This is a genomic window from Verrucomicrobiia bacterium (assembly GCA_036268055.1).
Taxonomy (GTDB): domain Bacteria; phylum Verrucomicrobiota; class Verrucomicrobiia; order Limisphaerales; family Pedosphaeraceae; genus DATAUW01.
Genome location: DATAUW010000012.1, coordinates 202,965 through 226,430, shown reverse-complemented (window position 1 = coordinate 226,430; position 23,466 = coordinate 202,965). Strand labels below are relative to the sequence as shown.

General features: G+C 56.4%; 19 protein-coding genes. 2 read left to right on the top strand and 17 right to left on the bottom strand.

Translation table 11 applies throughout. The annotated features are described in order from the left end of the window. Window positions 1-100: 100 nt before the first annotated feature. From VH413_06570 to VH413_06555, 4 genes are all read right to left on the bottom strand, one after another. Window positions 101-859, bottom strand: coding sequence for a hypothetical protein (locus tag VH413_06570; protein HEX3798350.1), 759 nt, complete (start codon window positions 857-859; stop codon window positions 101-103). A 346-nt stretch (window positions 860-1,205) separates the two neighbouring features. After that, window positions 1,206-1,838: a response regulator transcription factor gene (locus VH413_06565; protein ID HEX3798349.1), complete on the bottom strand. Its 633-nt coding sequence runs from the start codon at window positions 1,836-1,838 to the stop codon at window positions 1,206-1,208. Window positions 1,839-1,855: 17 nt separating this feature from the next. Next, window positions 1,856-3,547 carry a sensor histidine kinase gene (locus VH413_06560; GenBank protein ID HEX3798348.1) on the bottom strand — a complete coding sequence of 564 codons (1,692 nt, stop codon included), beginning with the start codon at window positions 3,545-3,547 and terminating at the stop codon, window positions 1,856-1,858. Window positions 3,548-3,631: 84 nt separating this feature from the next. After that, window positions 3,632-3,850 carry a hypothetical protein gene (locus VH413_06555; protein ID HEX3798347.1) on the bottom strand — a complete coding sequence of 73 codons (219 nt, stop codon included), beginning with the start codon at window positions 3,848-3,850 and terminating at the stop codon, window positions 3,632-3,634. Between the two features lie 144 nt (window positions 3,851-3,994). Here VH413_06555 and VH413_06550 point away from each other — a divergent pair, with 144 nt between their 5' ends. Further along, window positions 3,995-5,962 (top strand): MFS transporter, encoded by a 1,968-nt coding sequence (locus VH413_06550; GenBank protein HEX3798346.1) that lies wholly within the window; start codon window positions 3,995-3,997, stop codon window positions 5,960-5,962. A gap of 12 nt (window positions 5,963-5,974) precedes the next feature. Here VH413_06550 and VH413_06545 read toward each other — a convergent pair whose 3' ends face one another. From VH413_06545 to recF, 6 genes are all read right to left on the bottom strand, one after another. Further along, window positions 5,975-7,072, bottom strand: coding sequence for a twin-arginine translocation signal domain-containing protein (locus VH413_06545; GenBank protein ID HEX3798345.1), 1,098 nt, complete (start codon window positions 7,070-7,072; stop codon window positions 5,975-5,977). A gap of 119 nt (window positions 7,073-7,191) precedes the next feature. Further along, a complete protein-coding gene (locus tag VH413_06540) occupies window positions 7,192-7,632 on the bottom strand; it encodes a DUF5069 domain-containing protein (GenBank protein HEX3798344.1) in 441 nt (146 codons plus the stop codon). Between the two features lie 113 nt (window positions 7,633-7,745). Further along, window positions 7,746-8,606, bottom strand: a complete 861-nt coding sequence (gene fdhD, locus VH413_06535) for a formate dehydrogenase accessory sulfurtransferase FdhD (GenBank protein ID HEX3798343.1) — start codon at window positions 8,604-8,606, stop codon at window positions 7,746-7,748. Window positions 8,607-8,623: 17 nt separating this feature from the next. After that, window positions 8,624-9,514 (bottom strand): NAD(P)-dependent oxidoreductase, encoded by an 891-nt coding sequence (locus tag VH413_06530; GenBank protein HEX3798342.1) that lies wholly within the window; start codon window positions 9,512-9,514, stop codon window positions 8,624-8,626. 42 nt (window positions 9,515-9,556) lie between these two features. Further along, a complete protein-coding gene (locus VH413_06525; protein ID HEX3798341.1) occupies window positions 9,557-10,576 on the bottom strand; it encodes an alcohol dehydrogenase in 1,020 nt (339 codons plus the stop codon). A 198-nt stretch (window positions 10,577-10,774) separates the two neighbouring features. After that, entirely contained in the window at window positions 10,775-11,851 is a 1,077-nt protein-coding gene (recF, locus tag VH413_06520; GenBank protein ID HEX3798340.1) for a DNA replication/repair protein RecF, read from the bottom strand. Between the two features lie 332 nt (window positions 11,852-12,183). On the opposite strand from recF, the gene VH413_06515 reads away from it, so the two are divergent. Then, the gene (locus VH413_06515) at window positions 12,184-15,498 is read left to right on the top strand and encodes a HEAT repeat domain-containing protein (protein ID HEX3798339.1); all 3,315 of its coding nucleotides are present in this window, start codon (window positions 12,184-12,186) and stop codon (window positions 15,496-15,498) included. Between the two features lie 11 nt (window positions 15,499-15,509). On the opposite strand, the gene VH413_06510 is transcribed toward VH413_06515, so the two are convergent. From VH413_06510 to VH413_06480, 7 genes are all read right to left on the bottom strand, one after another. Then, complete coding sequence (locus VH413_06510) at window positions 15,510-16,940, bottom strand: tetratricopeptide repeat protein (GenBank protein ID HEX3798338.1); 1,431 nt, start codon at window positions 16,938-16,940, stop codon at window positions 15,510-15,512. Window positions 16,941-16,961: 21 nt separating this feature from the next. Beyond that, window positions 16,962-17,660 (bottom strand): response regulator, encoded by a 699-nt coding sequence (locus tag VH413_06505; GenBank protein ID HEX3798337.1) that lies wholly within the window; start codon window positions 17,658-17,660, stop codon window positions 16,962-16,964. Further along, complete coding sequence (locus VH413_06500; protein HEX3798336.1) at window positions 17,657-20,338, bottom strand: sensor histidine kinase KdpD; 2,682 nt, start codon at window positions 20,336-20,338, stop codon at window positions 17,657-17,659. The genes VH413_06505 and VH413_06500 overlap by 4 nt, the downstream gene beginning before the upstream one ends. 224 nt (window positions 20,339-20,562) lie before the next feature. Beyond that, on the bottom strand, window positions 20,563-21,498 hold the full coding sequence (locus VH413_06495; protein HEX3798335.1) for a CopD family protein: 936 nt from the start codon (window positions 21,496-21,498) through the stop codon (window positions 20,563-20,565). 31 nt (window positions 21,499-21,529) lie between these two features. Beyond that, window positions 21,530-21,922, bottom strand: a complete 393-nt coding sequence (locus VH413_06490) for a copper resistance CopC family protein (protein ID HEX3798334.1) — start codon at window positions 21,920-21,922, stop codon at window positions 21,530-21,532. Window positions 21,923-21,955: 33 nt separating this feature from the next. Next, window positions 21,956-22,897 (bottom strand): hypothetical protein, encoded by a 942-nt coding sequence (locus VH413_06485; GenBank protein HEX3798333.1) that lies wholly within the window; start codon window positions 22,895-22,897, stop codon window positions 21,956-21,958. A 105-nt stretch (window positions 22,898-23,002) separates the two neighbouring features. Further along, window positions 23,003-23,356 (bottom strand): hypothetical protein, encoded by a 354-nt coding sequence (locus VH413_06480; protein ID HEX3798332.1) that lies wholly within the window; start codon window positions 23,354-23,356, stop codon window positions 23,003-23,005. Window positions 23,357-23,466 lie beyond the last annotated feature (110 nt).

Here is a 23,466-nt window from a genome sequence, read left to right as displayed (position 1 = left end):
GGAATTGAAAATTGAATCCATTAAAGTTTTTGGTTGGCTCGCTGTGAAATAAAAAAGCGCCGGAGAAAAATCTCCGGCGCTTTTTGAAACCGATGGTTAATTATTTCGCGGCGCGATTTTTGCGCGAGGCGAAGGCGCTGAGGCTGCCAAGCGCGAGCGCGAACAACGGAGCCGTCGCGGAAACGTCGGGGGCGTTTTGCACGTCCACGGTGATGTCAGATTCGCCGATTTCACGGCCATCCTGGTCCACTTCGAGGATGAAGCTGTATTCCCCGGTGGCGTTCGGATCGAAAGTGGTCACGCCGGTGGGTGGAGTCACTCCGGGAACCAGGGAAGACGCGAAAAACGGGAAATCAAGATTTTCCGAATCCTGGAGAGTGCTGACTGTGGGGCTGCCGCCGAGCGCGAGGTTGGCGACGTTCAAATTCAAAACGCCGAGCTGGCTCTTGGGAGTGCCGGCGGCGGGATCGAAATCATAAAACAGTTTAAAGGTGTAATTGCCCACCGTGCCCTGGCCGCCCGAGACGTTCGCGTAGAAATCCACATTCCACAATGCGCCGAGTGTCGGAGGCGTACCTTTGATATCGGCGCCGGGGGTCGCGAGATAGGTTCCGTTATTCGCGGTCAACGCGGGATTGTCATAACGCTGTTGCGCGGCGAGACCGAGCGTGATGGTGTCGCCAAAAACCGGGCTGGTGATGGTCGTGATTTCAACCTGGCTGTTTGGGTTGCCGCTATTGGCGCCCGTCGGATTGAAGGTGGCGGCGGGCAAAGGGCCGAAGGTCGTGCTGCCCTGCGCCAAAGCCATCGTGCTGCTGATAGCGAGGGAGGACGCCATTACAAAGAATTTGCTTTTCATATAATTTATTTTACCGAGTCGCGACAATAATGCTGTTGGTATCAATCCGTGATGGCGCAAGGTGAGCCCAAACTGTACCAAATGATTTGGCTTAATGGGTTGTCATTATGTAAAAGCCTAATGCGCAGATCATTAAGCTTTTATTAGTCTTTTGGCTAGTCTGGCTGAATTTACCGAAATATGTAAGATTTTCCGACGTTTCATAAGGCTTTCCGACATTTGCCATAAAACAAAATTATGGAGTTTAGGGCTCATAAATTCGGCTCGTGGTCAGAGGCGGCGGAGCGGAGGCAGTCTCAGCAGTGCTACTCTACTGGGTCATGGCGATCATTTCTCTAACGCCACATCAGTAAGATTCCGCCTTGTGTTTCGCGACCGCCTCGATGCGGCTGCGGACGTGCATCTTCTGGCAAATATTTTTTACGTACGTGCGCACCGTCTCCGCGCCGATGTCCAGCTTCGCGCCGATCTCCTTATAGATCAAACCGAGCGCGAGCAGGTCCAGCACTTCGCGTTCGCGTGGCGAAAGATTTTCCGCTTCCTTCAACGACGGCCCAATCAAATGAAAATGTTGCACCACTTTGCGCGCGATGTGGCTCGACATCGGTGCGCCGCCTTTATACGCATCGCGAATCGCCTCCAGTAATTGCTCCGGCGGACTCGACTTGACCAGATAACCGCTGGCGCCGGCTTTCAACGCGCGAAAAATCCGTTCGCTGTCTTCGTAGATGGTGACCATGATGATCTGCATCGCGGGCGAAACTTTTTTGATCTCCGTCACGCAATCAATCCCCGACATGCCGGGCAATTTGATGTCCATCAGCACCACGTCGGGATTTTTTTCCAAAATTTGCGGCAGCGCTTTTTCCGCCGAGGAGTACGCGCCCAGGCATTTGATGTCCGCGGCGGTCCCGAGGATTTGCACAAGCTGTTCGCGCAAACCGCGGTCATCCTCAACCACAACAACTGATTTTTTCATAATGTGAAAATTTGAAATTAACTAAGCGGCTTAACCCGCAGCCGCACATGCACCGTCGTGCCTTTGCCGGGCGCGCTTTCGATCCAGCACGTTCCGCCAATATCCTCAAGCCGCTGTTTCATGTTCGTCAAACCATTGCCCGCCGAGGACTCCCCGAGCTTGAAACCGCAGCCATCGTCATGCACCGAAGCCGTCAAAATCCCGTCCGTGAACGCCATGCTCACCGTCACTTCGGAAGCCTTGGCGTGCTTGATCACGTTATGCACCGCTTCCTTCACGACCATGCTGATATTATGCCGCGTCTGGCTCGAGACTTCCACCTCGCGCGGCAAATCCTGCATGTGAAAGCGGCAGCCGAAATGCGCCCGCGAACAAAGCTGGTTCACCATCTGGCAAATATAATTCCCCAGCGCGTCCAGGTTGTCGTTATCCGGGTTCACCGCCCAGACCGTCTCGTAAAGCGCGGAAACCAGGTCGCGCGACATCCGGGAAATCTGGTCAAAATCCGCGCGTGCTTTTTCGGGAAAGTTCAAATTGTCGTGCGCCATCGCGCTCAAGAGCGAAATCTGCGTAACGCGTGCGCCGAGGTCGTCATGGATGTCGTGCGCGATGCGCAAACGCTCCTGCCCGAGCATGCGCTGGTTTTCCAGTCGCATCATTTCGCGCCGCAATTTTTGCGAAATGAAATAACGCGAGATCACGATCAGGATCAACGTGACCGCCAGACTGATCATCACCCAATACCACGGCTCTTTCCAATAAGGCTGCGGCACGATCACCGCCAGCGAGGTTTCCACGCCGGTCGGCACGCCCATCAAATTCAGTTCTTCCAGGCGAAATTGAAATTTGCCGGGCGGAAGCGAGGGATATATCGCGGAACGAACGTCACCGCTGCCCATGCAAAACATTTCGTTCCACTCCACCACCAGGTGGTCGCCCGGCTTGACGCGCGGCGCGTATTGAAAAAGATTGTGCCATTCACAATGGCCAAACGGATCGTCGTCGAATAACGCGAATGCTTTCGTCGTGGGGTCCTGGCCCACGTCCACTATCTTTGCCATGCTGGGTTGCAATCCGTCTCGCGCCCACGTGCGCAATGCCGCCGTGTCCGACTCATTCTCGCCCTGGTCGCTGAATGGCGATTTCAACAGTACTTCGGTGTGATTGTCCGCGCCGAGCCGCGACACCACTAAACCCTGGACCACGTAAACTCCCACCGTCGTCGGCGGACCGGCGGATGCGATCACGATTAAGACGCGCGACGCTTGCGGCGGCACGACCAGCGTTTCGCGCCGGTGAGTAAAGAACGAATTTGTCAACTCGCCCTGCCAGCCGGCGCTGTAACCGCTGACCGGATAAATTTTTTGGAAAACCTGGTCGCCGGCGTCGTTGTTAAAGCGAACGGCGAGGTGCATTTCGCTGTCGCCTTCGTGCCACTGCGTATCAAACCCTTCGAGTTTATAACGCAACCGCACCGGCACCCGCGTCGCCCCCTTGCTCGGGCCAAATCCAAAAACAACATTTTCCGGAAACCGGCCGAGATTCAACTTCGCATCACCATGCAGCGGGATTGCTTTGCCCGAAAGCGATACCGACCGTATCTCCAGCAATCCGCTCTCATCATTGGTGGACGCTTCATTCGCGGCGTACAAAGTCACAGCCCACAAGGCGAGCAGCAACGGGCCTGAGAATTTAATCCATTTCAGCATGGCGGCGGTTTTATCCGTGTAACAGCTTTGCAAAGCTGGCAGGGGCGGGCAAGGAGATTCACCGGGGAACATGCCCGCGCGCGATTATTCTTCAGGCGGTTCTTCCAGTGCGCGTTTTACAGCCGCGAAGACTATCGGGTTAGCCAAAAGCCACAGCGACGCCACCACATCTTCCGGTTCGTCTTCCAACGACATTTTCTTGGCCATGCTTTGGACGCTGTCCTTGCGCTCGGCTTCTTCCAGCGCGGCCAAAGTGCCGAACCATTGCGTGAGTTTTTCGCTTTCGCGAATCGCCTCGATCAATTCCGCGAGTTTCTCAAAAGCAAAATCAGTATCCATTGCGAACGGGGCGTGAACCCTTGCGGGCAGCCTCAATAGGTTTCAAGTGGTGCATGTAGTAACTCGATTATCCGAATTTAAATTTCCCAACGCAAATCCAAACGGGCGGTGGAATTATTGATTTTAAATTCGCCGGAGTTACTGCTAAAAACCAATGCGCGCGCGCAAGCCCGCGCCGAACCGATGCCCAATCCAAAAGTAACTTATCGCAATCCCTGGGCTTGGGTTTCCACCATCTATCTCGCTGAAGGCCTGCCCTACGTCGTCGTGATGACCGTGGCGGTGATCATGTATAAAGGGCTCGGCATCTCCAATGCCGACATCGCACTCTACACAAGCTGGCTCTATCTGCCGTGGGTCATCAAACCGTTTTGGAGTCCGATCGTGGACATTCTGAAAACGCGCCGGGCGTGGATTTGGTTCATGCAGATTCTCATCGGCGGCGGCCTGGCGGCGCTCGCGCTTACGTTGCAGGCGCCACGCTTTTTTCAATATTCCCTCGCCGCGTTCTGGCTGCTCGCCTTCAGTTCGGCCACGCAGGACATCGCGATTGATGGTTTCTATCTTTTGGCGACGACGGAAAAGGAACAGGCTTTCTTCGTCGGCATTCGCACGACGTTCTATCGCATCTCCACGATTTTCGGCCAGGGATTGCTCGTGATTTTTGCGGGCGTCATTCAAAATCATACCGGCTTGCCAAAAATTGATCTCGCTGTTGCCGCGAAGCCGGGCGTCGCCATCGTTCAATCACTTCCTCTCAACTCTTTAACCAACGCTCCGCTAGATGGGCCATTGCGCATTGTTACCAGTTCTGAGTTAGTCGAAATCAATCCCGTCCCGCGCGCTCATGATGAAATCAAAAATCTCCTCGCGCAGACAAAATCCTGGAACACCAAACATCATTTCTACACGGTGGAAGAAAAGGCCGGCACTCCTTCCATTCTTAGTTTATTTTTTGACGCGCTCGGAAAACCTTTTCGCGCTTTTGGCTCCGTCGTCGAACCTTGGTTGCGCCAGCATTTCGGAGCGCAGTCTCATATCAAAAGCGATTCGTTTGGCAATCTCGGCCTCGTATCGTTGCATCTTTCCCAGCCGCCAGGCCATGAAGTCGTGGTCACGCTCGGATCACGTGTCGGGTTCGGGTTGAAATCCAGCGATGATAAAAGTTTTTCGGTGGCCGAAGGTTCCCGGATTATTTTCAACGACCAAAACTGGAATCAAAACGCCCTTACCGCAATCCAACTTGATCCCAAGCTCAACGCCTCAGCCGCGACCGTGATGGAGATTCGCTCCGGCAATCTTCCACTCGCCTGGTCTCTCACCTTCGTGTTGCTGGCTGGAATGTTCGCCGTGTTCGGCATTTATCATTGGCTGATGCTGCCTTATCCCGTCACCGATCAGCCGGGCACGAGCCATTCGTTGGCGCTTTTTTGGCGCGAATTTTTTCACACGTTTGCCGCGTTTTTTCGCAAGCCGAAGATCGGCATATTGCTGCTCTTTCTCCTGTTCTACCGCTTCGCCGAAGCGCAACTTGTGAAAATGGTCACACCGTTTTTGCTGGATGCCCGCGAGGTCGGTGGCCTTGGACTCGGCATCAGCCAGGTCGGATTTGTTTATGGGACCGTCGGCATCGCGGCGCTTACTGTGGGGGGATTGCTCGGCGGCATGGTCGCGGCGAAGAAGGGTTTAAAATTCTGGCTGTGGTGGATGGTGCTGGCGATTCACCTGCCGGACGCGGTGTTCGTCTATCTCGCTTACGCATTGCCGGATAATTTTTGGGTCATCAACGCCGGCATCGCCATCGAGCAATTCGGTTACGGTTTCGGGTTCACCGCGTACATGCTCTACATGATTTACATCGCGCGCGGCCGCTACGCGACGGCCCATTACGCCATTTGCACCGGCTTCATGGCGCTCGGCATGATGCTGCCGGGAATGTTCAGCGGCTGGCTTCAGGAAATCATCGGCTACCAGCATTTCTTTCTTTGGGTGCTGCTGGCGACGCTTCCCGGCGTGCTCATCGTGAAACTCATTCCGCTCGATCCTGAGTTCGGCAAAAAATCCGCCAACGGATAATGCCGAAAATTTTTACGCGCTGGCTTGCGGAACGTGCTTGAACTTGCGCGGGCGGCCCGAAGCGATCCACTCGATCACATACAAATCGCCGCGCGAATCCACATTCAGCGCGTGCGGCTTGGCGAACACCGCCGGATTGGTCTCATTATTTTTATCGCCCTTGCCGTCGCCGAGTTGGGCAGCGACTTTGTCATGGGCGTCCATCACGGTCACACGGCTATCGAGGTCGGGAATGTAAATCTTGTCCTTGTGCTGAAAAAAGCAACAGGGGTTGCGCACGTCGCCTTCGAGCACAGTTCGCCGATAGTCGAGCGCGAGGGAATAAACTTCGATACGCCCATTCGCGCGGTCAGCGATGTACACTTCGGGCTCGGGTTGGAGCGTGTTGATCCAGACGCCGTGGCAAGTATTGAACTGGCCGTGTTCCTTGCCCGGGCCGCCAATGGTCTTGATATGTGTGAAATTCTTGTCGAAGTGACTCACGCGCTGGCTGCCGTAACCATCCACGACATATATATCCCCATTCGGCGCGACGGCCACATCGGTCGGATTGGTCCAATCGAATTTTTGCGACGCGCTGCCTTCCTTTTCCACGTTGCCGATGGTGTAAAGCACTTTGCCGTGCAGGTCGGTCTTATAGACGCGCCCGCCGTAATTGGGCTTCTTCGTGCTGTTCACATTTTCCGTCCAATACAAATATTCCTGACTGCCTTCGCGGCTCCAGTACAGTCCGTGCGCCGTCTTCGCGACTTGCGCCTGGGTCAATCCCACCTTTTCCGCAAAATCATCGCCCCACGTTTCCAGCAATTTGCCGTGACGATCAAAAATCGAAACCGTGTGGCTTGGCGCGCGCGAGGTCACAAACACACGGTCGTGCCCGTCCACGACGATGCCGCAGCCGAAACCGTAGGTCATGCCTTCGGGCAGCTTGCCCCAATCGTCAACGAGTTCGTAAGTATGGTAGCCGCTGCCGATGCGCACGCCGGAATTTTTCTCCGCCGATGAAGTCGCGCAGCCCGGCACTACGAGCGCCGCGGAAGCAGCCCCGGCCATCTTGAGAAAATCGCGCCGCGTCAGCCGATGGGGAAAAAGATAATCTTTGGTTTTCATAAACGTGAGTGGTCTGGGTCAACGAATAAAGTTAATCGAACCGCGCGCGGTTTGTCGAACCCGAAAACAAAAAAAACCGGCACAGGTCTCCCCATGCCGGTCCAATTTTTTTTCGCGAATTATTTCAAAACCGCTTCGTGGAATTCCTTCCAGTCGTCGAGGTTGTTGAGGTTCACGGCGTCTTTGCAGCATGAAAAATCGTCCGGTAATCCGTTCGCGCCCAGGATATTTTTGCGAGTCGCATCGCTGTGCATGTAGCCTTTGATGGACGCATTCAGTTTATCAACGGAAGTTTTGTCGAGCTTGGTGCCATTCTTTTTGACCCACGCTTCGAATTGCGGGTAAGTCGGGTGGCTCGTCTTGATAAATTCCAGGAGCGCTTCGCGTTTCAAGCCGAGGCCATCAATGACCATTTGATCGTAGCCCTGGCCGCAACCATGATAACCGGCGGCGAGTTTGCCTTGCGCTTCGAGCGAGCTTTTGAGCCACAGGCGCGGAAGATGCAGCACACCCAGCGGACCCGCGACACCCGAACTGATGAGAGGAACAATCGTATTCATGTTTTCAATTTATTTGGTGATTTTCAGTTTCACAATAAGAATGCCACACAATCCGGTCAATGTGAAACCCGGCCCGCGCAATCCACCGCCGGGATTCGAACCCACGGTACTGTTTACCCTTCAATCCGATTCGGGTTCGTATAAATATTCATCTCGCCATCACGTAAAAAACCTATGAGCGTCTGCTGGCTTTCCTCCGCAAATTCAACCGCCAGACTCGAAGGCGCGGAGACGGCGCAAATGATCGCCACCCGCGCCGCGAGCGCTTTCTGCATGATCTCGAAGGACGCGCGGCCACTGACCAACAGCAGATGCTTTTCCAAAGGCAATGATCCGCGCAAAAAACAATGACCAAGAACTTTGTCCACCGCGTTGTGCCGCCCGACGTCTTCACGTATCACGATCATTTTACCGCGCATGTCGAAAATCGCCGCCGCATGGGCGCCCCCGGTCTTCGCAAATAATTTTTGTTTCCTGTGCATTTGTTCGGGCAGGTTCGCGATGGTTTTTCGGGAAACTTTTAAATTCGATTCCACCGGCGCGAAGTGTTGATGGACCGCGTCTATCGAAGCCTTGCCGCAGATGCCGCAACTGGACGACGCAAACACATGCCGCGCGAGCCGCGCCAAATCCAACTCGATTGCCGGGGCCAAAAATACGTTCAGAATATTTTCGGCATCGCCGGCAGACGCCGTTGCGCAGGGAGCAATTTCCACGACATCGCCGCGCTCGCGGATGACGCCCTCCGAAAGCAGGAAGCCCGCGGCCAACTCCGCGTCGTGGCCCGGGGTGCGCATCGTCACCGCGACGCTTTTTCCGCGCACGCGGATTTCCAGCGGTTCTTCCCGCGCCAAAAAATCTTTTCGTTTCGCCGCCCCCGCGCGTTTGCCGCTTTGCCAGATTTCCGAAACGGCGACGTCCGTGCCCTCGCGCAATCGCCCGCGTCTCCGCTGTTCAGAACGAGGCTTGGGCATTTGCGAAAATCCTTGCGCTACTTTTTGCGTTTGCGCTGGCCGCGTCCCTTGAACGTCAATTCGGCAATGCCCGACTTGTCCAATTCGCCCATGCCCTCGGCCACCATTTTGTCGTATTGTTTTTTCGTGGCTGCGGCGAGCGGCAGATTTAATTTCTGCGCCTTGCCGAGTTTCAAGGCGATGCCCGAATCCTTCGCCGCGTGGGCGCAGGAAAAAAAGCAGCTATGCTCGCGGTTCTGCATGTCCTCGCCGTCGGTTTGCAACACGCCGGAACGCGCGCCGGTTTGCCCAAAGACTTCGCGCAACATCGCTAGGTCGAGGCCGAGCGCCGCGCCGAGCCCGAGCCCTTCGGCGAGTCCCGCGGTATTGATGTTCATGACCATGTTCACCAGCGCCTTGACCTGCGCGGCTTTGCCCGCCGGGCCGATATATCGCAAAGACGAACTTAATTTTTCCAAAATCGGCTTGGCGCGCTCGAAGGTTTTTGGGTTTCCGCCGCACATCAAATACAGCGTGCCTTGGCGCGCCTGGGTGATGCTCGAAGCCATGCACGCTTCGAGCGATTGCGCGCCGGCTTTCGCCGCGAGCTTGTCCACTTGCACGTGAACCTCCGGGGTAATGGTGGCGCAGTTGATGAATAATTTGCCTTTCGCGCCGCGCAACAATCCGCCGGTGAAGATTTTTTTCATCGCCGCGTCATCGGTGACAACTGTAATGATGACGTCGGACAATTGCGTCACCTGCTCAAGTTTTCCGCACGCGACGCAGCCGAGTTCTTTTGCCAATTCCTTCGCGGCGGCGGCATTGACGTCATACACGGCGCTGACCTGGTAATTTTGTTCCGCTAGACGGCGCGCCATGTTGCTGCCCATCCGGCCCACGCCGACGAATCCAATTTTTTCCGCCATAATTTTTTAGTAACCGGCTTTGAAACGAATTTTGACCGAAGACTATGGCATGGTCAACACCACGCGGAAACGCGCCTTGCCGCTCATCATGCGTTCATAGGCTTCCGCCGCGCGTTCGAGCGGGAAGGCTTCGTTCATCGAACGGACGCCGCTGAGCGCGCTGAACGCAAGCGTCTCCTGCGAATCCATCGAAGTGCCCGAATACCAGCCCTTGACCGATTTGCGGCCGCCGAGCAACAGCAATGCCGAGACCGATAACGGCCCATGCGGCGCGCCCAGCACAAGGAGCGTGCCGTTCGAGGCGAGGCCGCCCAGCGGCGCGGTCATCGCGGCGGCATCAGTCACGGTGGCGAGAATTATTTTTGCGCCACCGAGTTTATTTAATTCAGCGGCGGGGTCCTGCGCTTGCGTATCAATGTAGGCCCGCGCGCCCAGTTGTTTCGCAAGCGGCTCTTTGTCTTTTCCGCGCGCGATGGCCACAGTGTTGAAGCCCATCTTCGCGGCAAATTGCACGCCAAGATGGCCAAGCCCGCCGAGCCCGAGGATCGCCACCAATTCGCCCGCCTTCGCGCCGCTGTTGCGCAGTGCGTTGAACGTAGTGATGCCCGCGCACATCAACGGCGCGGCTTCCATTGGCGTGAGATCGTTTGGCAGCAACGCGATCGCTGACGCCGGCGCGACCATATATTCCGCGTAACCACCATCGGTCGTGATGCCCGTGACACGTCCCAGCACGCACGCGAAAAAATCGCCGCGACGGCAAGGGTCGCACTGACCGCATTGCCCGCCGTGCCAGCCAACGCCGACGCGCTGGCCCGGTTTCCAATTATCCACGCCCGCGCCGACGGCATCCACCACGCCCACGACCTCGTGGCCTGGCACGCGCGGAAAAGTCAGGCCGGGATACAGGCCTTCTTTCGTGAGCGAATCGCTATGGCACACGCCGCACGCCTGCACTTTGATACGCACCCAGCCGGGTTGCGGCTCGGGAATGGGGCGTTCGACGATTTCAAACGGCGCTCTGGCGCTGGGGACCTGCACGACCTTCATGGTTTTTGGCATAATTTTTTTAAGTTGTTGGAAGTTTTCTAAATTGCGTTTTGAAATCAAGTTCCAGCGCGAGGACGTATCGCGTGAAACAGCACATAAAATTTCCTGATTAACCAATGTTATTACGCCTTGTTTCTGAAAGTTGAAAGACCCGGACAACTTGGCCCGCTCTCGGAAAAAGTCAATCGGTGAAAAGTGCCTGCCTATGCCTCAAATCTTCTTGATCGTTCCCGCCTTCACTTCCCAGCGCTGCAAGTCGCGACCGAGTTCGCGCGGCCAATTTTCTTCGGTGCAGGTCATGAAAACCTGGCCGCTCGAATGATGCGTGCGCTCAAGCAACGGCAAAAATCCACTGCGTCGTTTCACGTCGAGTTCGCCCATTACATCGTCAATCAGCAAAATCGGCGGCGAGCCGTGGATGCCCGTGAGATATTCCGCCTGCGCCATCTTCAAGGACATCGCGAGCGTGCGTTTCTGGCCCTCGCTCCCGAATTGTGCGGCGGACCGGTCGTTGAGCAGCATGGGGAATTCGTCGCGATGCGGCCCGATGAGCGTGGAGCGATACGCCCGTTCGCGTTTGCGCGATTGCGCCAACTCGACGGCAAAATCATTTTTGACACTCGGCGAATATTCGAGCCGCAATTCCTCGGCGTCGTTCGAGATGCGGCGATAGGCCAGCCGCGCGAGCGGAGAAAGACGCGGCGACAATTCTCGCCGCGCGCGGATGATGTCGTTGCCCAGCTTGATCAGTTCCGTGGAAAAACTTTCGAGCGCGGCTTCATCCGGCGCGCGCTGCTTCAGGATGGCGTTGCGCGAACGCAAGGCGCGCGCGTAACGCTGGAGCAGCGGCAAATAACCCGCGTGAGTTTGCGTAAGCAACAAATCCACGAAACGCCGCCGCGCGCGCGACGGGCCTTTGACGAGTTGCAAATCTTCGGTGCAAAAAATCACCACGCGCAGCACGCCCAGATAATCGGTGAGTTTGCGGACAGGCTGGCTGTCGAGACTCAATTTGCGTTCGCCAACGGACCAATACATTTTGATTTCGTGCGCGTCGCGGCCCACCGCTTTGCCGCCGACAAAATAACCCTTTTGCCCATGCCGGATCATTTGCGCGCCGCCGACGCCACGAAACGAACGCAGCGTAGCCATGAGATAAATCGCTTCGAGGATATTGGTCTTGCCCTGCGCATTCTCACCGAGCAGGACGTGAAAGCCGGGCGTGAAATCAGCATCCAACCGCGCATAATTGCGGAAGTCGCGAAGTCGCAGATGGGCCAGATGCACGTGGACAGCATGGCCTGTCCGCTGCGCGTCGGCGAGTTTTTTGCACTATCCAGAATGGTTGCTTCCCAACGGACCGCGGGTCTGCGACCCGCAGCAACGTACATACGGTCAAGCCGTTCTCGAATCGGCCTTGAGCGGCAATCTCATTCTTACATAGCTGCGGGTCATAGACCCGCGGTCCGCAGGAAATTTGGCGCTCACCACCGATGCCCGTTCCATTTCTTATCAATCCGTGTTTCGTCCGTGTTCAATCAGTGGCTAAAAACTCCCAGGAAATTATCCTCAATTTTGGGTGCTTGATTCCGCCCTTTGCCGGTTTATGCTTATTAAACATGTTTGCCTCCAAACCATTTCTGAAAGCCGGCCGAGTGTTCGGAACGATCGCCACCATTTGCTTTTCTTTCGCGCTGCACGCGGCAGACGTGGAAAACAACCAGCGCGGTTCGGACGCGCCGATTGACGCCGAACTCGCGATCAAGCAATTCAAAGTGCCGGACGGTTTCAAGATTGATTTGTGGGCGAAGGAGCCGCAACTGGAGAATCCCGTCGCTTTCACGTTCGACGAAAAGGGCCGTGTTTTTGTCGCCGAGACGTTTCGTTACAAGACGAGCGTGTATGACATCCGCGACCACATGAACATGTATTTCGACGATCTGGCCAGCCGCACGGTGGAGGATCGCGTGAAACTGCTGCAAAAATATCTCGGCGATAAAACGAATGAACTCACGCGCGAATCGGAAATCATTCAACTCGTCGAGGACCGTTCCGGCAAAGGCATGGCAGATCACGCGGAAGTTTTTGCGAGCGGCTTCAATACCATTCTTGACGGCATCGGCGCCGGCATCCTGGCGCGCAAGGGCGAAATTTATTACACCGACATCCCGAATTTGTGGCAGTTGTCCGAGACGAACGGCGCCGATCGCAAGTCGTTGAGCTACGGCTACGGCGTGCGTTTTGGCTATACCGGCCACGATTTGCACGGTTTACGCATCGGCCCGGACGGCAAACTTTATTTCACCATCGGCGACCGCGCACTGAACGTGATCACGCATGAAGGCAAGCATCTCGATTATTCGGAGATGGGTTCGGTGTTGCGCTGCAACCTCGACGGGTCCGACCTCGAAGTATTTGCCTACGGCGTACGCAATCCGCAGGAACTCGCGTTCGACAATCACGGAAATCTTTTCACCGGCGATAATAATTGCGATCACGGCGATGCCGCGCGTCTTGTGTATGTCGTCGAGGGCGGCGACAGCGGCTGGCGCACGGCGAATCAATTCAGCGAGACAACGGCCGCCGGCGTGTGGAATTCCGAGAATCTTTGGCATACGCAGTTTCCCGAACAGGCGGCGTATATCGTGCCGCCGATTGCGTACCTCGGCGACGGCCCGTCGGGACTGGCGCACAATCCGGGCATCGGCTTTCCTCCCGCCTACGACGATCATTTTTTCCTGTGCGATTTTCGCGGCGCGAGTGTCAACAGCGGCGTGCATTCTTTCGGCGTGAGCGCGAAGGGCGCGGGCTTTACGATGATTGATCACGATCATTTTTTCTGGCACATCCTCGCGACTGATTGCGATTTCAGCCCGGACGGCCAGTTGTTTGTGACGGACTGGGTGCGCGGCTGGCCGCAGTCCGCGCTGGGCCGCATCTATCGCGTCTCCAACACAAATTTCGTGAACACTCCGCTCGTGCTGGAAACGAAAAAGATCATCGCCGACGGCATGGAAAAGCGTCCGCCGGCGGAATTGGAAAAACTTCTCAGCCACGCCGATCAACGCGTCCGCCAGGAAGCCCAGTTTGAAATGGTAGACCGCGCGCTCGCGGGTGATGACCAATACACTGCCGCGCTGACGCGCATCGCGGCCAAAGACGCAAACGCTTTGGCGCGTTTGCATGGCATCTGGGGCGTGGGCCAAATTGGCCGCTCACGCCCAAATGTCATGCGCGAGATGCTTCCCTTGCTCAACGACGCAGACGCCGAAGTGCGCGCGCAAACGGCAAAAGTTTTGGGCGAAGCGCATTTTGCGCTGGCGTTTGATAAGCTTACCAACGCTCTGGCCGACGCCAGCCTGCGCGTGCGTTTCTTCGCCGCGTTGAGCCTTGGTAAACTCGGCAATCAGGCCGCCGTCACTCCACTCGTCGAGATGTTGCGCACGAATGCCGATCAGGATGTTTTTCTCCGGCACGCCGGTGTGATGGGCTTGCTGGGCACAATTCAAGTCGCCCCCTTGCTGGATCTCGCGAAAGACCCGTCGCGCTCGGTGCGCATGGCCGCGCTGCTGGTGATGCGTCGGCGTCATCTGCCGCAAGTTGAACAATTTTTGCATGACTCCGACCAACTCATCGTGCTCGAAGCCGCGCGCGCGATCAACGATCTGCCTATCACCGAATCGTTGCCGCAACTGGCCGAAATGATTGATCATCCGACCGGCAACGAAATGCTCGACTGGCGCATCGTCAACGCCAATTACCGCCTGGGCAGCGAAAAAAATGCGGCAGCCCTGGGCGATTATGCGCTCAATCATAGCGCGCCCGAAAAATTGCGCAGTGAAGCCTTGCAGGATCTGGGCACGTGGGATGACCCCGATCAGCGCGACCGCCTGACCGGCATGGTGCGCCCATTGGCCAGGCGCGACCCGCATCCGGCGGCACAAGTGTTGGAAAAAGTTTTGCCACAATTACTGCACGACGCGCCGGGACAGGCGCAGATCACGGCGATACTGGCCGTGCGCCAATTATATATCACCAATTCCGCGCCAGCCTTGCGCGCGGCGGTCGCGGACAAACATCTCAAGGACAATGTGCGCGTGGCGGCGTTGCATGTGCTCGGCGAGTTTGGCGACCCGCATTTGACGGAGGCCGTCGGGGTTGCGCTCGCCGATCCGAGCGAGGATTTGCACAAGGAAGGCAACCGCTGGCGCAGCAAAGTGAAACCGGGCGGCGCCGTGGAAGAATTGGGCATGGTGGTCGAGACCGGTTCGATCGGCGAGAAGCAGGGCGCATTGACCGCGCTCGGCACGACGCCGGGCGAGGCTTCGGAAAAATTGCTGGCCGATTGGATGGACAAGCTCAACGCCGGCAAAGTGCAGAAGGAAATCCAATTCGACGTGCTGGCGGCGGCGACCGCGCGCAACACGCCGTTGCTAAAAGCGAAGCTCCAGCAATACGCCGACAGCCAGCCCAAGGATGATGAATTTAATGGCTATCGCGCGGTGCTTTATGGCGGCGATGCCGTCGAGGGTAAACGCATTTTCTTCGAGCGTCCGGATGCCTCGTGCGTGCGTTGCCATAAGATCAAGGGCGAGGGCGGCGCAGTCGGCCCGGATTTGACGGATATCATCAAACGGCATGATCGCGAATATATTTTGGAATCCATTTTGTATCCGAACAAAGTGATCGCGCCGGGCTTCGAGAGCGTGCTGGTGGAAATGAAAGCCGGCCAAACCTATGCGGGCGTGGTGAAAAGCCAGGACGACACGCAGCTCAGCCTTTTCTCGATCGAAGACAATGCCCTGGTGAAATTGAAGAAGAGCGATATCAAGACGCAGGTGAAGGGACAATCGCCGATGCCGGAGGGCATCGCCAAAATATTGTCGAAGGGCGATCTGCGCAACCTTGTGGAATATTTGGCGACGCAGAAATAATCAAGGCCCGGCTATTTCGCCTGCGCAGCCTTGATCACGTTGGCCCGCGCTTCGAGCGGCTCCGCTTCGGCGTCGCGTTTTTGTTTGCGCAGGACCTGGGCGCAATCGGTTAATGGCTTCACGAGCGCGCGAGAATTTGGCCCGAACATTTTTTCGAAAACTGAAATTTGCCGGCGCAACGCGGCTTCCAATTCCGCATCCTTGCCGAGCTTGGAGTAGATAATTACCTGGTCGGCGAGAATCGGAGTGAACGCCACATCGCCGCCGGAATTTTTTTCCACTTGCGCGAATAGCCTTTGATACAGCGGTTCGGCTTTTTCATATTTGCCTTCGGCCAGGTAAAGCTTCCCAAGATTGGCGACGGCAATCATGGTGTCACGGCTCTCCGGACCGGAATTTTTTTCACGTTGCGCGATGATTTTTTCGTAGAGCGACTCGGCTTGAGCTGATTTGTTTTCGTGCGCGTAAACCTGCGCCAGCCGGTCTTCTGTGAACAAGGTCGTTTCATCGTTAGCGCCCTGCTTGCGGTCCTGAATCTTCATCAAACGCTGGAGAATCGGCTCAGCCGAAACGTAATTGCTGGTCGAATAATAGAAATTGGATAATACCCTGAGAACGTCGGGAATCTCCGGGTCGTCTTTCCCGGCATATTCATCCACGAGATCGAGCGCGTCCTTGAGCGCCCGCTCCGCCTCGGGAAGATTTTTCTCCGCGATATAAATCTGCGTGAGTGCGCCGATGGCTTGCAGGGCATAAACGTGATTCGGACGAAACTCCACGCGAAAGACATCCATGCCGCCCCACATCGGGTCGGTTTTACGGAAAACAATTTTAGAAGCCGGATTTCGGAACAAGGTGAATGCGCGCCGGAGCAGCGGTTCGGCCTTGGCAAAATCGCGTTGGTGATAATAAACCATACCCAGGCGAAAAGAGCAGAGCACGGTTTCGCCCGAGTCGCGTCCGAACTTCCGCGAGCAAAGATCTTCGGCGCGTTGATAGGCGGTGGCGGCATCGTCAAAATGCTTCAGCGCCTGGCTGACCGCGCCCCAGCCGAACAGCGCGCTCAATTCGTAACCCGCGTTGGCATCTCCGTGGCGGATTTCGGCGGCCTCGTGAAACAGCGGCTCCGCCTCGGTCAAATCGCCCAAGCGCCCATCCACAGCGGCGAGGTCGCTGAGTGATTCCGCGAGGCGATAATCTTTGGCATCAAAGTTTCGCGCTTGTTCGAGCGCTTCCGTGAAAAATCCCTTAGCTGCGGAAAAATCTTTTTTCTCGAAAGCCTTTTGCCCGGCTTCGCGCTTGGCCGACCACGCTTTAACATTCGGTTTTCCGTGAGGCGAAGATTCGTCGGCGCGTAGTTGCGGGCTAGCGATCGAGATCAATAACAAAAATCCGAATCGGAGCGCGACGCTTGCTTTGCGAAAACCAGAAAACTTAAGCATCCCCAAAAGATGCCCATCCTTTTAAATTTTGTCCATCAGCCGATAACCGATGCCCGACTCGGTGATGAGCAATTCCGGCTGCGAAGGATTCACTTCGATTTTCTCGCGCAGATGCGTCATGTAAACCCGGAGATAATGCGTTTGCTCCACGTAGGTCGGCCCCCAAACTTCCTTGAGGATTTGGCGGTGCGTCAAAACCTTGCCCGCGTGCCGCACGAATAATTGCAGCAGCGCATATTCCGTGGCGGTCAATTTGATTGGCTTGCCTTTTACTTTCACCAGCCGCGCGGACAAGTCCACTTCGAGATGGCCATTTTGAAAAATGACCGAATCCTCCGCGGGCTTGGCGTGGCGTTGGGCGACCCGCAAGCGCGCCAATAATTCGCCGGTGCCGAACGGCTTGGTGAGATAATCGTCAGCGCCGTTGTCGAGCGCGGCGATCTTATCCTCTTCGCGATCGCGCACGGAAAGCACCAGCACCGGGACGCTACTCCATTCGCGCAAACGCTTGAGCACCGTCACGCCATCGAAGTCGGGCAAACCGAGGTCGAGCACGACGACATCCGGCCGGCGTTGCGCGGCTTCCGCGAGACCGGTAGTGCCGTTGGCCGCTTCAAATACGCGATAGCCATTCGCCTCCAAACTGATCTTGAGCAGCCGGCGGATTTGGATTTCGTCATCAATCACGAGCACCACTGGATTCAAACGCTCCTGAGTCATACAGCTTCCCTGGGAAATGCCGGCGGTTCCGTGATCGGCAAATATAATGTGAAAATCGCGCCGCCGCCGGGCCGGTTCTCCGCGCGCGCGCGACCGCCCTGCGCCTCGACAAAACTTTTCGCAATGGCCAATCCCAGGCCCGACCCGCCCGTCAGCGCGCCCGGAGCGCGATAAAACTTTCCAAATATTTTCGGCAATGCGTCCGCCGAAATGCCCGGCCCGCGGTCCGCCACGCTCAACACCAATTCGTCCCGCTCGCGTTCGGCGCGCAGTTCGACTTTTGTCCCCGCCGGAGTATGAAATGCCGCATTGAGTAGTATATTGGTCAGCGCCTGTTCCATCAGCGTAAAATCCATCCGCACCAGCGGCATCTCGGGTTTGATTGTAACTTCGATTTTGTGCGCGGCCAGTTCCTTCGTGACCGACTTGAGCGTGACGTTAATCAAATCGCTGACATCGCACCAATCCATTTTTGGCTTCACATGGCCGGACTCGACTCGCGCGCTGTCGAGCAGATTTCCCACCAGCCGATTCAACCGCGCGGCGGCCTCGCGGATTTCGCCCGCAATGGCACTGGTGAATTGGGGTTGCGACATCAGGTTCGCGTCACCCAACGCGCTCGCCGCGCTGGTGATCGCGGCGATGGGCGTGCGCATCTCGTGAGAGATGGAATCGAGGAGCGTCTTGCCGAGGCGCTCGGACTCGGCTTCCACGCGGGTATCTTCGGCGGCTTCGTGCAAGCGCCGCCGATCCAGCACAAGCGCCGCCTGCCGCGCGAAGGCTTCGAGCAAATTACTTTGTTCAAGACTGGGCGCGGTGGTCTGCGCGAACCGCACGCCGATCACGCCCAGCACGACGGACGAAGTTGCAACCGGCAAATAGTGGGCTTCGGAAAGCGGCAGGTTGTCGGTGAATTGCCCGGCGGTTTGTTTGTGCTCGAACACCCACACCGCGACGCCCCATTCTTTTTCGGAAAGCGCAAGCGTGCTCGGCGCTTGCGGCTGGCGCGCCAGTTTGCCGTTGCTCTCGGCCAGCAGCACGGCGACTTCGGCATTCAATAATTTTCCGACGTGCCGCACCAACGCACTGGCGATCTCATCCACGGTCGCGGCATCGGCCAATTCGCGGGTGAGCAGATAAAGCGCGGTGGTGCGTTCCTCGCGGCGGCGCTCGGCCTTTTCCTGGCCGCGAAAACGCGCGATCAACTGGCCCATCACGATCGCCACGATGAAATACATCACGAACATCATCGCGTCCTCAGTCTCGTGAATGTAAAAAGTGTAGGGCGGCAGCACAAAAAAGAAATCCCAGCAAAGCGCGCTCAAAGCCGCGCCGACAAGGATCGGCCCGCGTCCGATAAAAAGTGCCAACACCACCACCGCCAGCAGAAAATCAAAACCCACCGCGCGGTAACCGATGAGGCGAGTTAGAAAAAGATTCAGCACGGTCAAGGCGGCGACGACGCCCGCGCTGAGAAAATATTGGTCCCACGCCACGCGCGTGTGCGAATGAAATGCCGGTTCGTTGACGGCGGTCTCGGACTTGTCCGCGCGCACGACGTGGATATCAATGTCACCGCTTTCCACCACGAGACGTTTCAGGAAATTGTTTGCGCGGAAAAATTGGCGCCAGCCGCCGCGCGCGGGTTTGCCGACGACGATTTGAGTGGCGTTGCGCTGGCGAGCAACGCGCAGCAAACCCCGCGCGAAATCTTCGTCAGCGGTCGCAATCACTTCCGCGCCGAGTTCTCGGGCGAGCGCGAGATTTTTATTGAGCCGTTCTTGCGCGGTCTCGGACAATGGCCGGGCAGACTCGACATGCACCGCCATCCATTGCGCGTCGAGACTGTCGGCCAAGCGGCGCGTCCAGCGGATCATTTGCGCGGAGAGTGGGCTTGGGCTCACCGCGACAAGCAGGCGATGGCCGGTCTTCCACGGCCCCTGGATTTGCATCACCTGTAAATAATCGCGGACGTCGTGGCCGACGCGCTCAGCAGCCAGGCGCAACGCCATTTCACGAAGCGCGGTCAAATTACCTTCGCGAAAAAAATTCACCATCGCGACGGCGGCGCGGTCGGGCATATAAACTTTTCCCTCGTCAAGCCGGCGCATCAAATCCTCGGGCGAAATATCAATCAATTCGATGTCCGCCTGATCGAGCACGCTGTCGGGCACGGTCTCGTGCATGGTCGAACCGGTGATTTCCTCGACTGTTTGCGCGCGGCTTTCGACGTGCTGGACATTGAGCGAAGTATAAACATCAATGCCCGCGTCGAGCAGTTCCAGAATGTCCTGATAACGCTTGGGATGGCGCGAGCCGGGCGCGTTCGTGTGGGCGAGTTCATCCACGAGCGCGAGCTTGGGCCGGCGCGCGAGCACAGCGTCCACGTCCATTTCGGAAAGAGACATTCCGCGATGTTCGCTGGCGCGACGAGGGATCATCGGCAGGCCCACGGCGAGGGCGTCAGTGTCCTTGCGCCCGTGCGTTTCGACATAGCCGATGACAACATCGGTGCCGAGAGAAAGTTGTTTGCGCGCGGCTTCGAGCATGGCGTAGGTCTTGCCAACGCCGGCGGCCATGCCGAGAAAAATCTTGAGATGCCCGCGCTGCGGCCGGCCTTCCTGCCGCTGGATGGCTTGCAGGAGACTATCGGGGTCCGCTCTGGCGTCGTCGTTCACGGTAGAATGATAGTTCGGGATGCGGATTTTTTCAGCAACGGCATTTCGCGCTGAAGTTTCAGCATAGGCCAAGATAAGCGGAACCGTCAGGGCACGATAATTAAAATGCCATACCTAAGCATAAAGAAATTATTAAAATGGCACCCGCCTTTAGAATCATTCAACACGCTCCAGGCGCATCACAGATTTTTCAAAAGTTAATGACGGATCCGGCTGAAGCGGAACTAGCGGAAGGTTGGCGGAAGCATCCCGAGAATCGCGACGACAATGATGATGAGGGTGCTGAGAAACAGTTCACAGCGCACATTGAGTTGCAGTCCCGAAATCGCGGCGGCGGCGGCGGGAGAATTTGGGGTTTTCATCGTCAAACGCGGTTTCAAACGCAGGAGATTCACTGCGCCCAGTACGACGGTGAAAACGAACAGGATAATTTTGGCGAGCAGCCAACGTCCGTATGGGTGATCAATGAAGTCGGAAAGCGAACCGACCAGGAACCAACTGTTGACGAACCCGGTTGCGGCCAGCAATACGACACTGGCCAGACTCCAGGCGGAGAAACGGCGAATCAAAGTTGAGATTGAATCGCCGGAAGCAATGGCCGAAGGCTGGACGAGTTTGCGCAGCAGCAACGTAAATGGCAGTAGTCCGGCGGGCCAAAACCCGGCGACGAGTAAGTGCAATACATCGGCGATCAAATGCCCCGCGGAACCTTCGAGTCCGTGCCCGGTCCAGGCAAGACTGCCGAGGATGACGCCGCTGAAAACGAGTTGCAGCCAGATCAGGATTTTTTGAAATGACGCCGGAAGTTCGAATGATTGGCAAATCGCGGCCGCGCTGGCCGCGAACCAAAAAATCCACCGAGTTTTCCAGACATCGCCAAACTGCGTTTGGGTCCAAACCGATTTCAAGGTTTCCATTTCCGGCGATTGGCCGCTCATGGTGGCAGCCACGCAGACAAACCACCCGATGCCGGAAATAAAAATAAGCGGCAGCAAAACCAAGCTGAACCGGCGCATGCAAGATTTCCAGTACGCGGCGGCTTCGGTGGCGACCGCCGCCGCCACGAAACGGTCAAACGCAAAAATGCCAAAGAAAATCAGGCACGCGCCGTAGTGAACAGCGCGCGCCAGGATAAACCAGGCATTCAGGCTGGCGGGCATGTTGGCGCTTTTTCCAGTGTTCGCATCGGGCTTATTTTTGCCCGGGCCGCACGGTGAATTCGAAATGGCCTTGGGTTTTATGCGTGTCCACCGAAATGACGTGCCACGCCACAGTATAAGTCCCGGGCGCCAGCGCCGGCACGGAGACGAGCAGCAGCGATTTGGACTGTGGATCGAGATGCGAATCCTTTTTGTCCACTTGTTTGCCTTGCGCATCGCGAACTTCCATCGAACTGAAGGCGGCTTCAATATTTTGGGTGAACCAGATTTTTATTTCGCCAGGCGATTGTGCGACGGCGCTGCCGACCCGAGGTTCGGCATGATCCAAAAATGCATGAGCCCACGCGGGAGCCTGCCAGATGGCGAATAAAAACAGGGTGATTACCCAGCGTTGCAACGAACCAGCTTTTTCAAAATGTTTCATAATTTTTTGAAGTTAAATTTTTATCGTTTCAAATTAATTTCCGAAAAGCGGGCGTCCAAAAAGTTTTGGGAAAATATCGTCCAGAAATATTTCCACCTGCACGACTGCGCCCACGTTATTGCCGGTGGCGCTGTTGACGGGAATGATCGCCTCGGCGCCGATTTGGAAATAGCGGTTCTCATAGAGCACGCCGGGATTGATGGTTCCGGTCGTCGGGCCGCCGCCGCGATTCTGCGGTGTCTCAAAGGAGAATTCCACGAGGGGAATCAGATTTTTAAACGCGCGCGGCAGGCCGACGTCTTTCACCTGCGCCTGCAAATATGGGAGGCTGTATTCCAGTGCGAATGCCCATTCGAGAGCGTTGGGATTATCCGCGCTCGTGGGCAAATCTTCGCCCACCGTCCCGGTGATGGCGAATGGCCTGGCGTATTTCACGGCGTCCGGCAGATCGCCGAAACCTTTGCCGTAATAGATCGTCGGGGTGAATGTGCTGGTGGAATCCGCGCCGACATTTTTGTTGCCGCTGCCGCCGATTTCCCACTCGCCGCCGACGGAAAAAATGGCTTCGTGTTCATCGTTTTGCCAAAGCTGGTATTTGGCGCTCAAGGTGAAGTTGTCGAAACCGTGAACTGACGGGCCGTCATCCGGCTTCAAATGCAAATAATCTCCCGAGATGCCGAGCGCGAATTTGGGAAAGATTTCCTTGTCGAATTCAAAACCAATATCGGTCGTGCGGACCGGGCCATCGTCTCCGGGGCTTTTGATATGGGAAACGGACGGCAGCAGTAATTCATCAACTGCAAATGGGTCGTCGGTGGCGATCGTCGGCGGAAAAAAACGGTCGCCGACAAACCCGTGCGCGGAGGCGTTTGCCGCTCCCAGGTTAATAATGATACCGGCACTGATGGAAATGGCGAACATGCCAAATCCATTTTTCAAAAACTGCGGGGACATTTTTTTATGGTTATTCTTCATGGCTGAAACTTCAAAGTTGCGAAGCATCCGCAGCGAGCGGGCTTCAAAATTAAAAGGAAAACCTATATGCCGGCATCACGCGACGACGGCAAACGAATGAGAAGATCAGGCAGGAAGAGTGCGGGGCGGAGGTGTCGGCGGTCTTGGGGAGCGCGTATCAGCGCGAACATTTGCAGGTGGCAAAAGGTCAAATTGTTCGCGCACGATCAAAACAACATTTTCGGTGGTGGGAGGAAATTCAAATTTCTGCAACGGCGCGGTGGATTCATTCTTTCGCTCGGATTTTTTTCCGGCGGCAATGGCTTTGCACAGAGGGCAGGGATGTTTGCCATCGAAGGTTTTGACGAAGGCTTCCTCGATGGAAGTGGACTGAAGATTGTCCGCCAGCATGGTGGTCCACGCGACCGTTTGGAGCGCCACCCAATGCAAGCCGACCGTCGCGACAAGCGCGAGAATCACGGCCAATTTACTCAGTCTGGCGAGCACGGCGACTACGCTACGCCTTGCCGCGTGCCAGTCAAGATTGATTCGTGGAGGGACGCGGTTGAATATTTTTATTGTTTTTCCAT

Coding starts and splice junctions, on each gene's coding strand:
- VH413_06570 (HEX3798350.1), bottom strand. CDS start 859: ATGAAAAGCAAATTCTTTGTAATGGCGTCCTCCCTCGCTATCAGCAGC.
- VH413_06485 (HEX3798333.1), bottom strand. CDS start 22,897: ATGAAGAATAACCATAAAAAAATGTCCCCGCAGTTTTTGAAAAATGGA.
- VH413_06510 (HEX3798338.1), bottom strand. CDS start 16,940: ATGCTTAAGTTTTCTGGTTTTCGCAAAGCAAGCGTCGCGCTCCGATTC.
- VH413_06545 (HEX3798345.1), bottom strand. CDS start 7,072: ATGAAAACCAAAGATTATCTTTTTCCCCATCGGCTGACGCGGCGCGAT.
- VH413_06490 (HEX3798334.1), bottom strand. CDS start 21,922: ATGAAACATTTTGAAAAAGCTGGTTCGTTGCAACGCTGGGTAATCACC.
- VH413_06525 (HEX3798341.1), bottom strand. CDS start 10,576: ATGCCAAAAACCATGAAGGTCGTGCAGGTCCCCAGCGCCAGAGCGCCG.
- fdhD (HEX3798343.1), bottom strand. CDS start 8,606: ATGCCCAAGCCTCGTTCTGAACAGCGGAGACGCGGGCGATTGCGCGAG.
- VH413_06505 (HEX3798337.1), bottom strand. CDS start 17,660: ATGACTCAGGAGCGTTTGAATCCAGTGGTGCTCGTGATTGATGACGAA.
- VH413_06565 (HEX3798349.1), bottom strand. CDS start 1,838: ATGAAAAAATCAGTTGTTGTGGTTGAGGATGACCGCGGTTTGCGCGAA.
- VH413_06515 (HEX3798339.1), top strand. CDS start 12,184: ATGTTTGCCTCCAAACCATTTCTGAAAGCCGGCCGAGTGTTCGGAACG.
- VH413_06495 (HEX3798335.1), bottom strand. CDS start 21,498: ATGCCCGCCAGCCTGAATGCCTGGTTTATCCTGGCGCGCGCTGTTCAC.
- VH413_06530 (HEX3798342.1), bottom strand. CDS start 9,514: ATGGCGGAAAAAATTGGATTCGTCGGCGTGGGCCGGATGGGCAGCAAC.
- VH413_06560 (HEX3798348.1), bottom strand. CDS start 3,547: ATGCTGAAATGGATTAAATTCTCAGGCCCGTTGCTGCTCGCCTTGTGG.
- VH413_06540 (HEX3798344.1), bottom strand. CDS start 7,632: ATGAATACGATTGTTCCTCTCATCAGTTCGGGTGTCGCGGGTCCGCTG.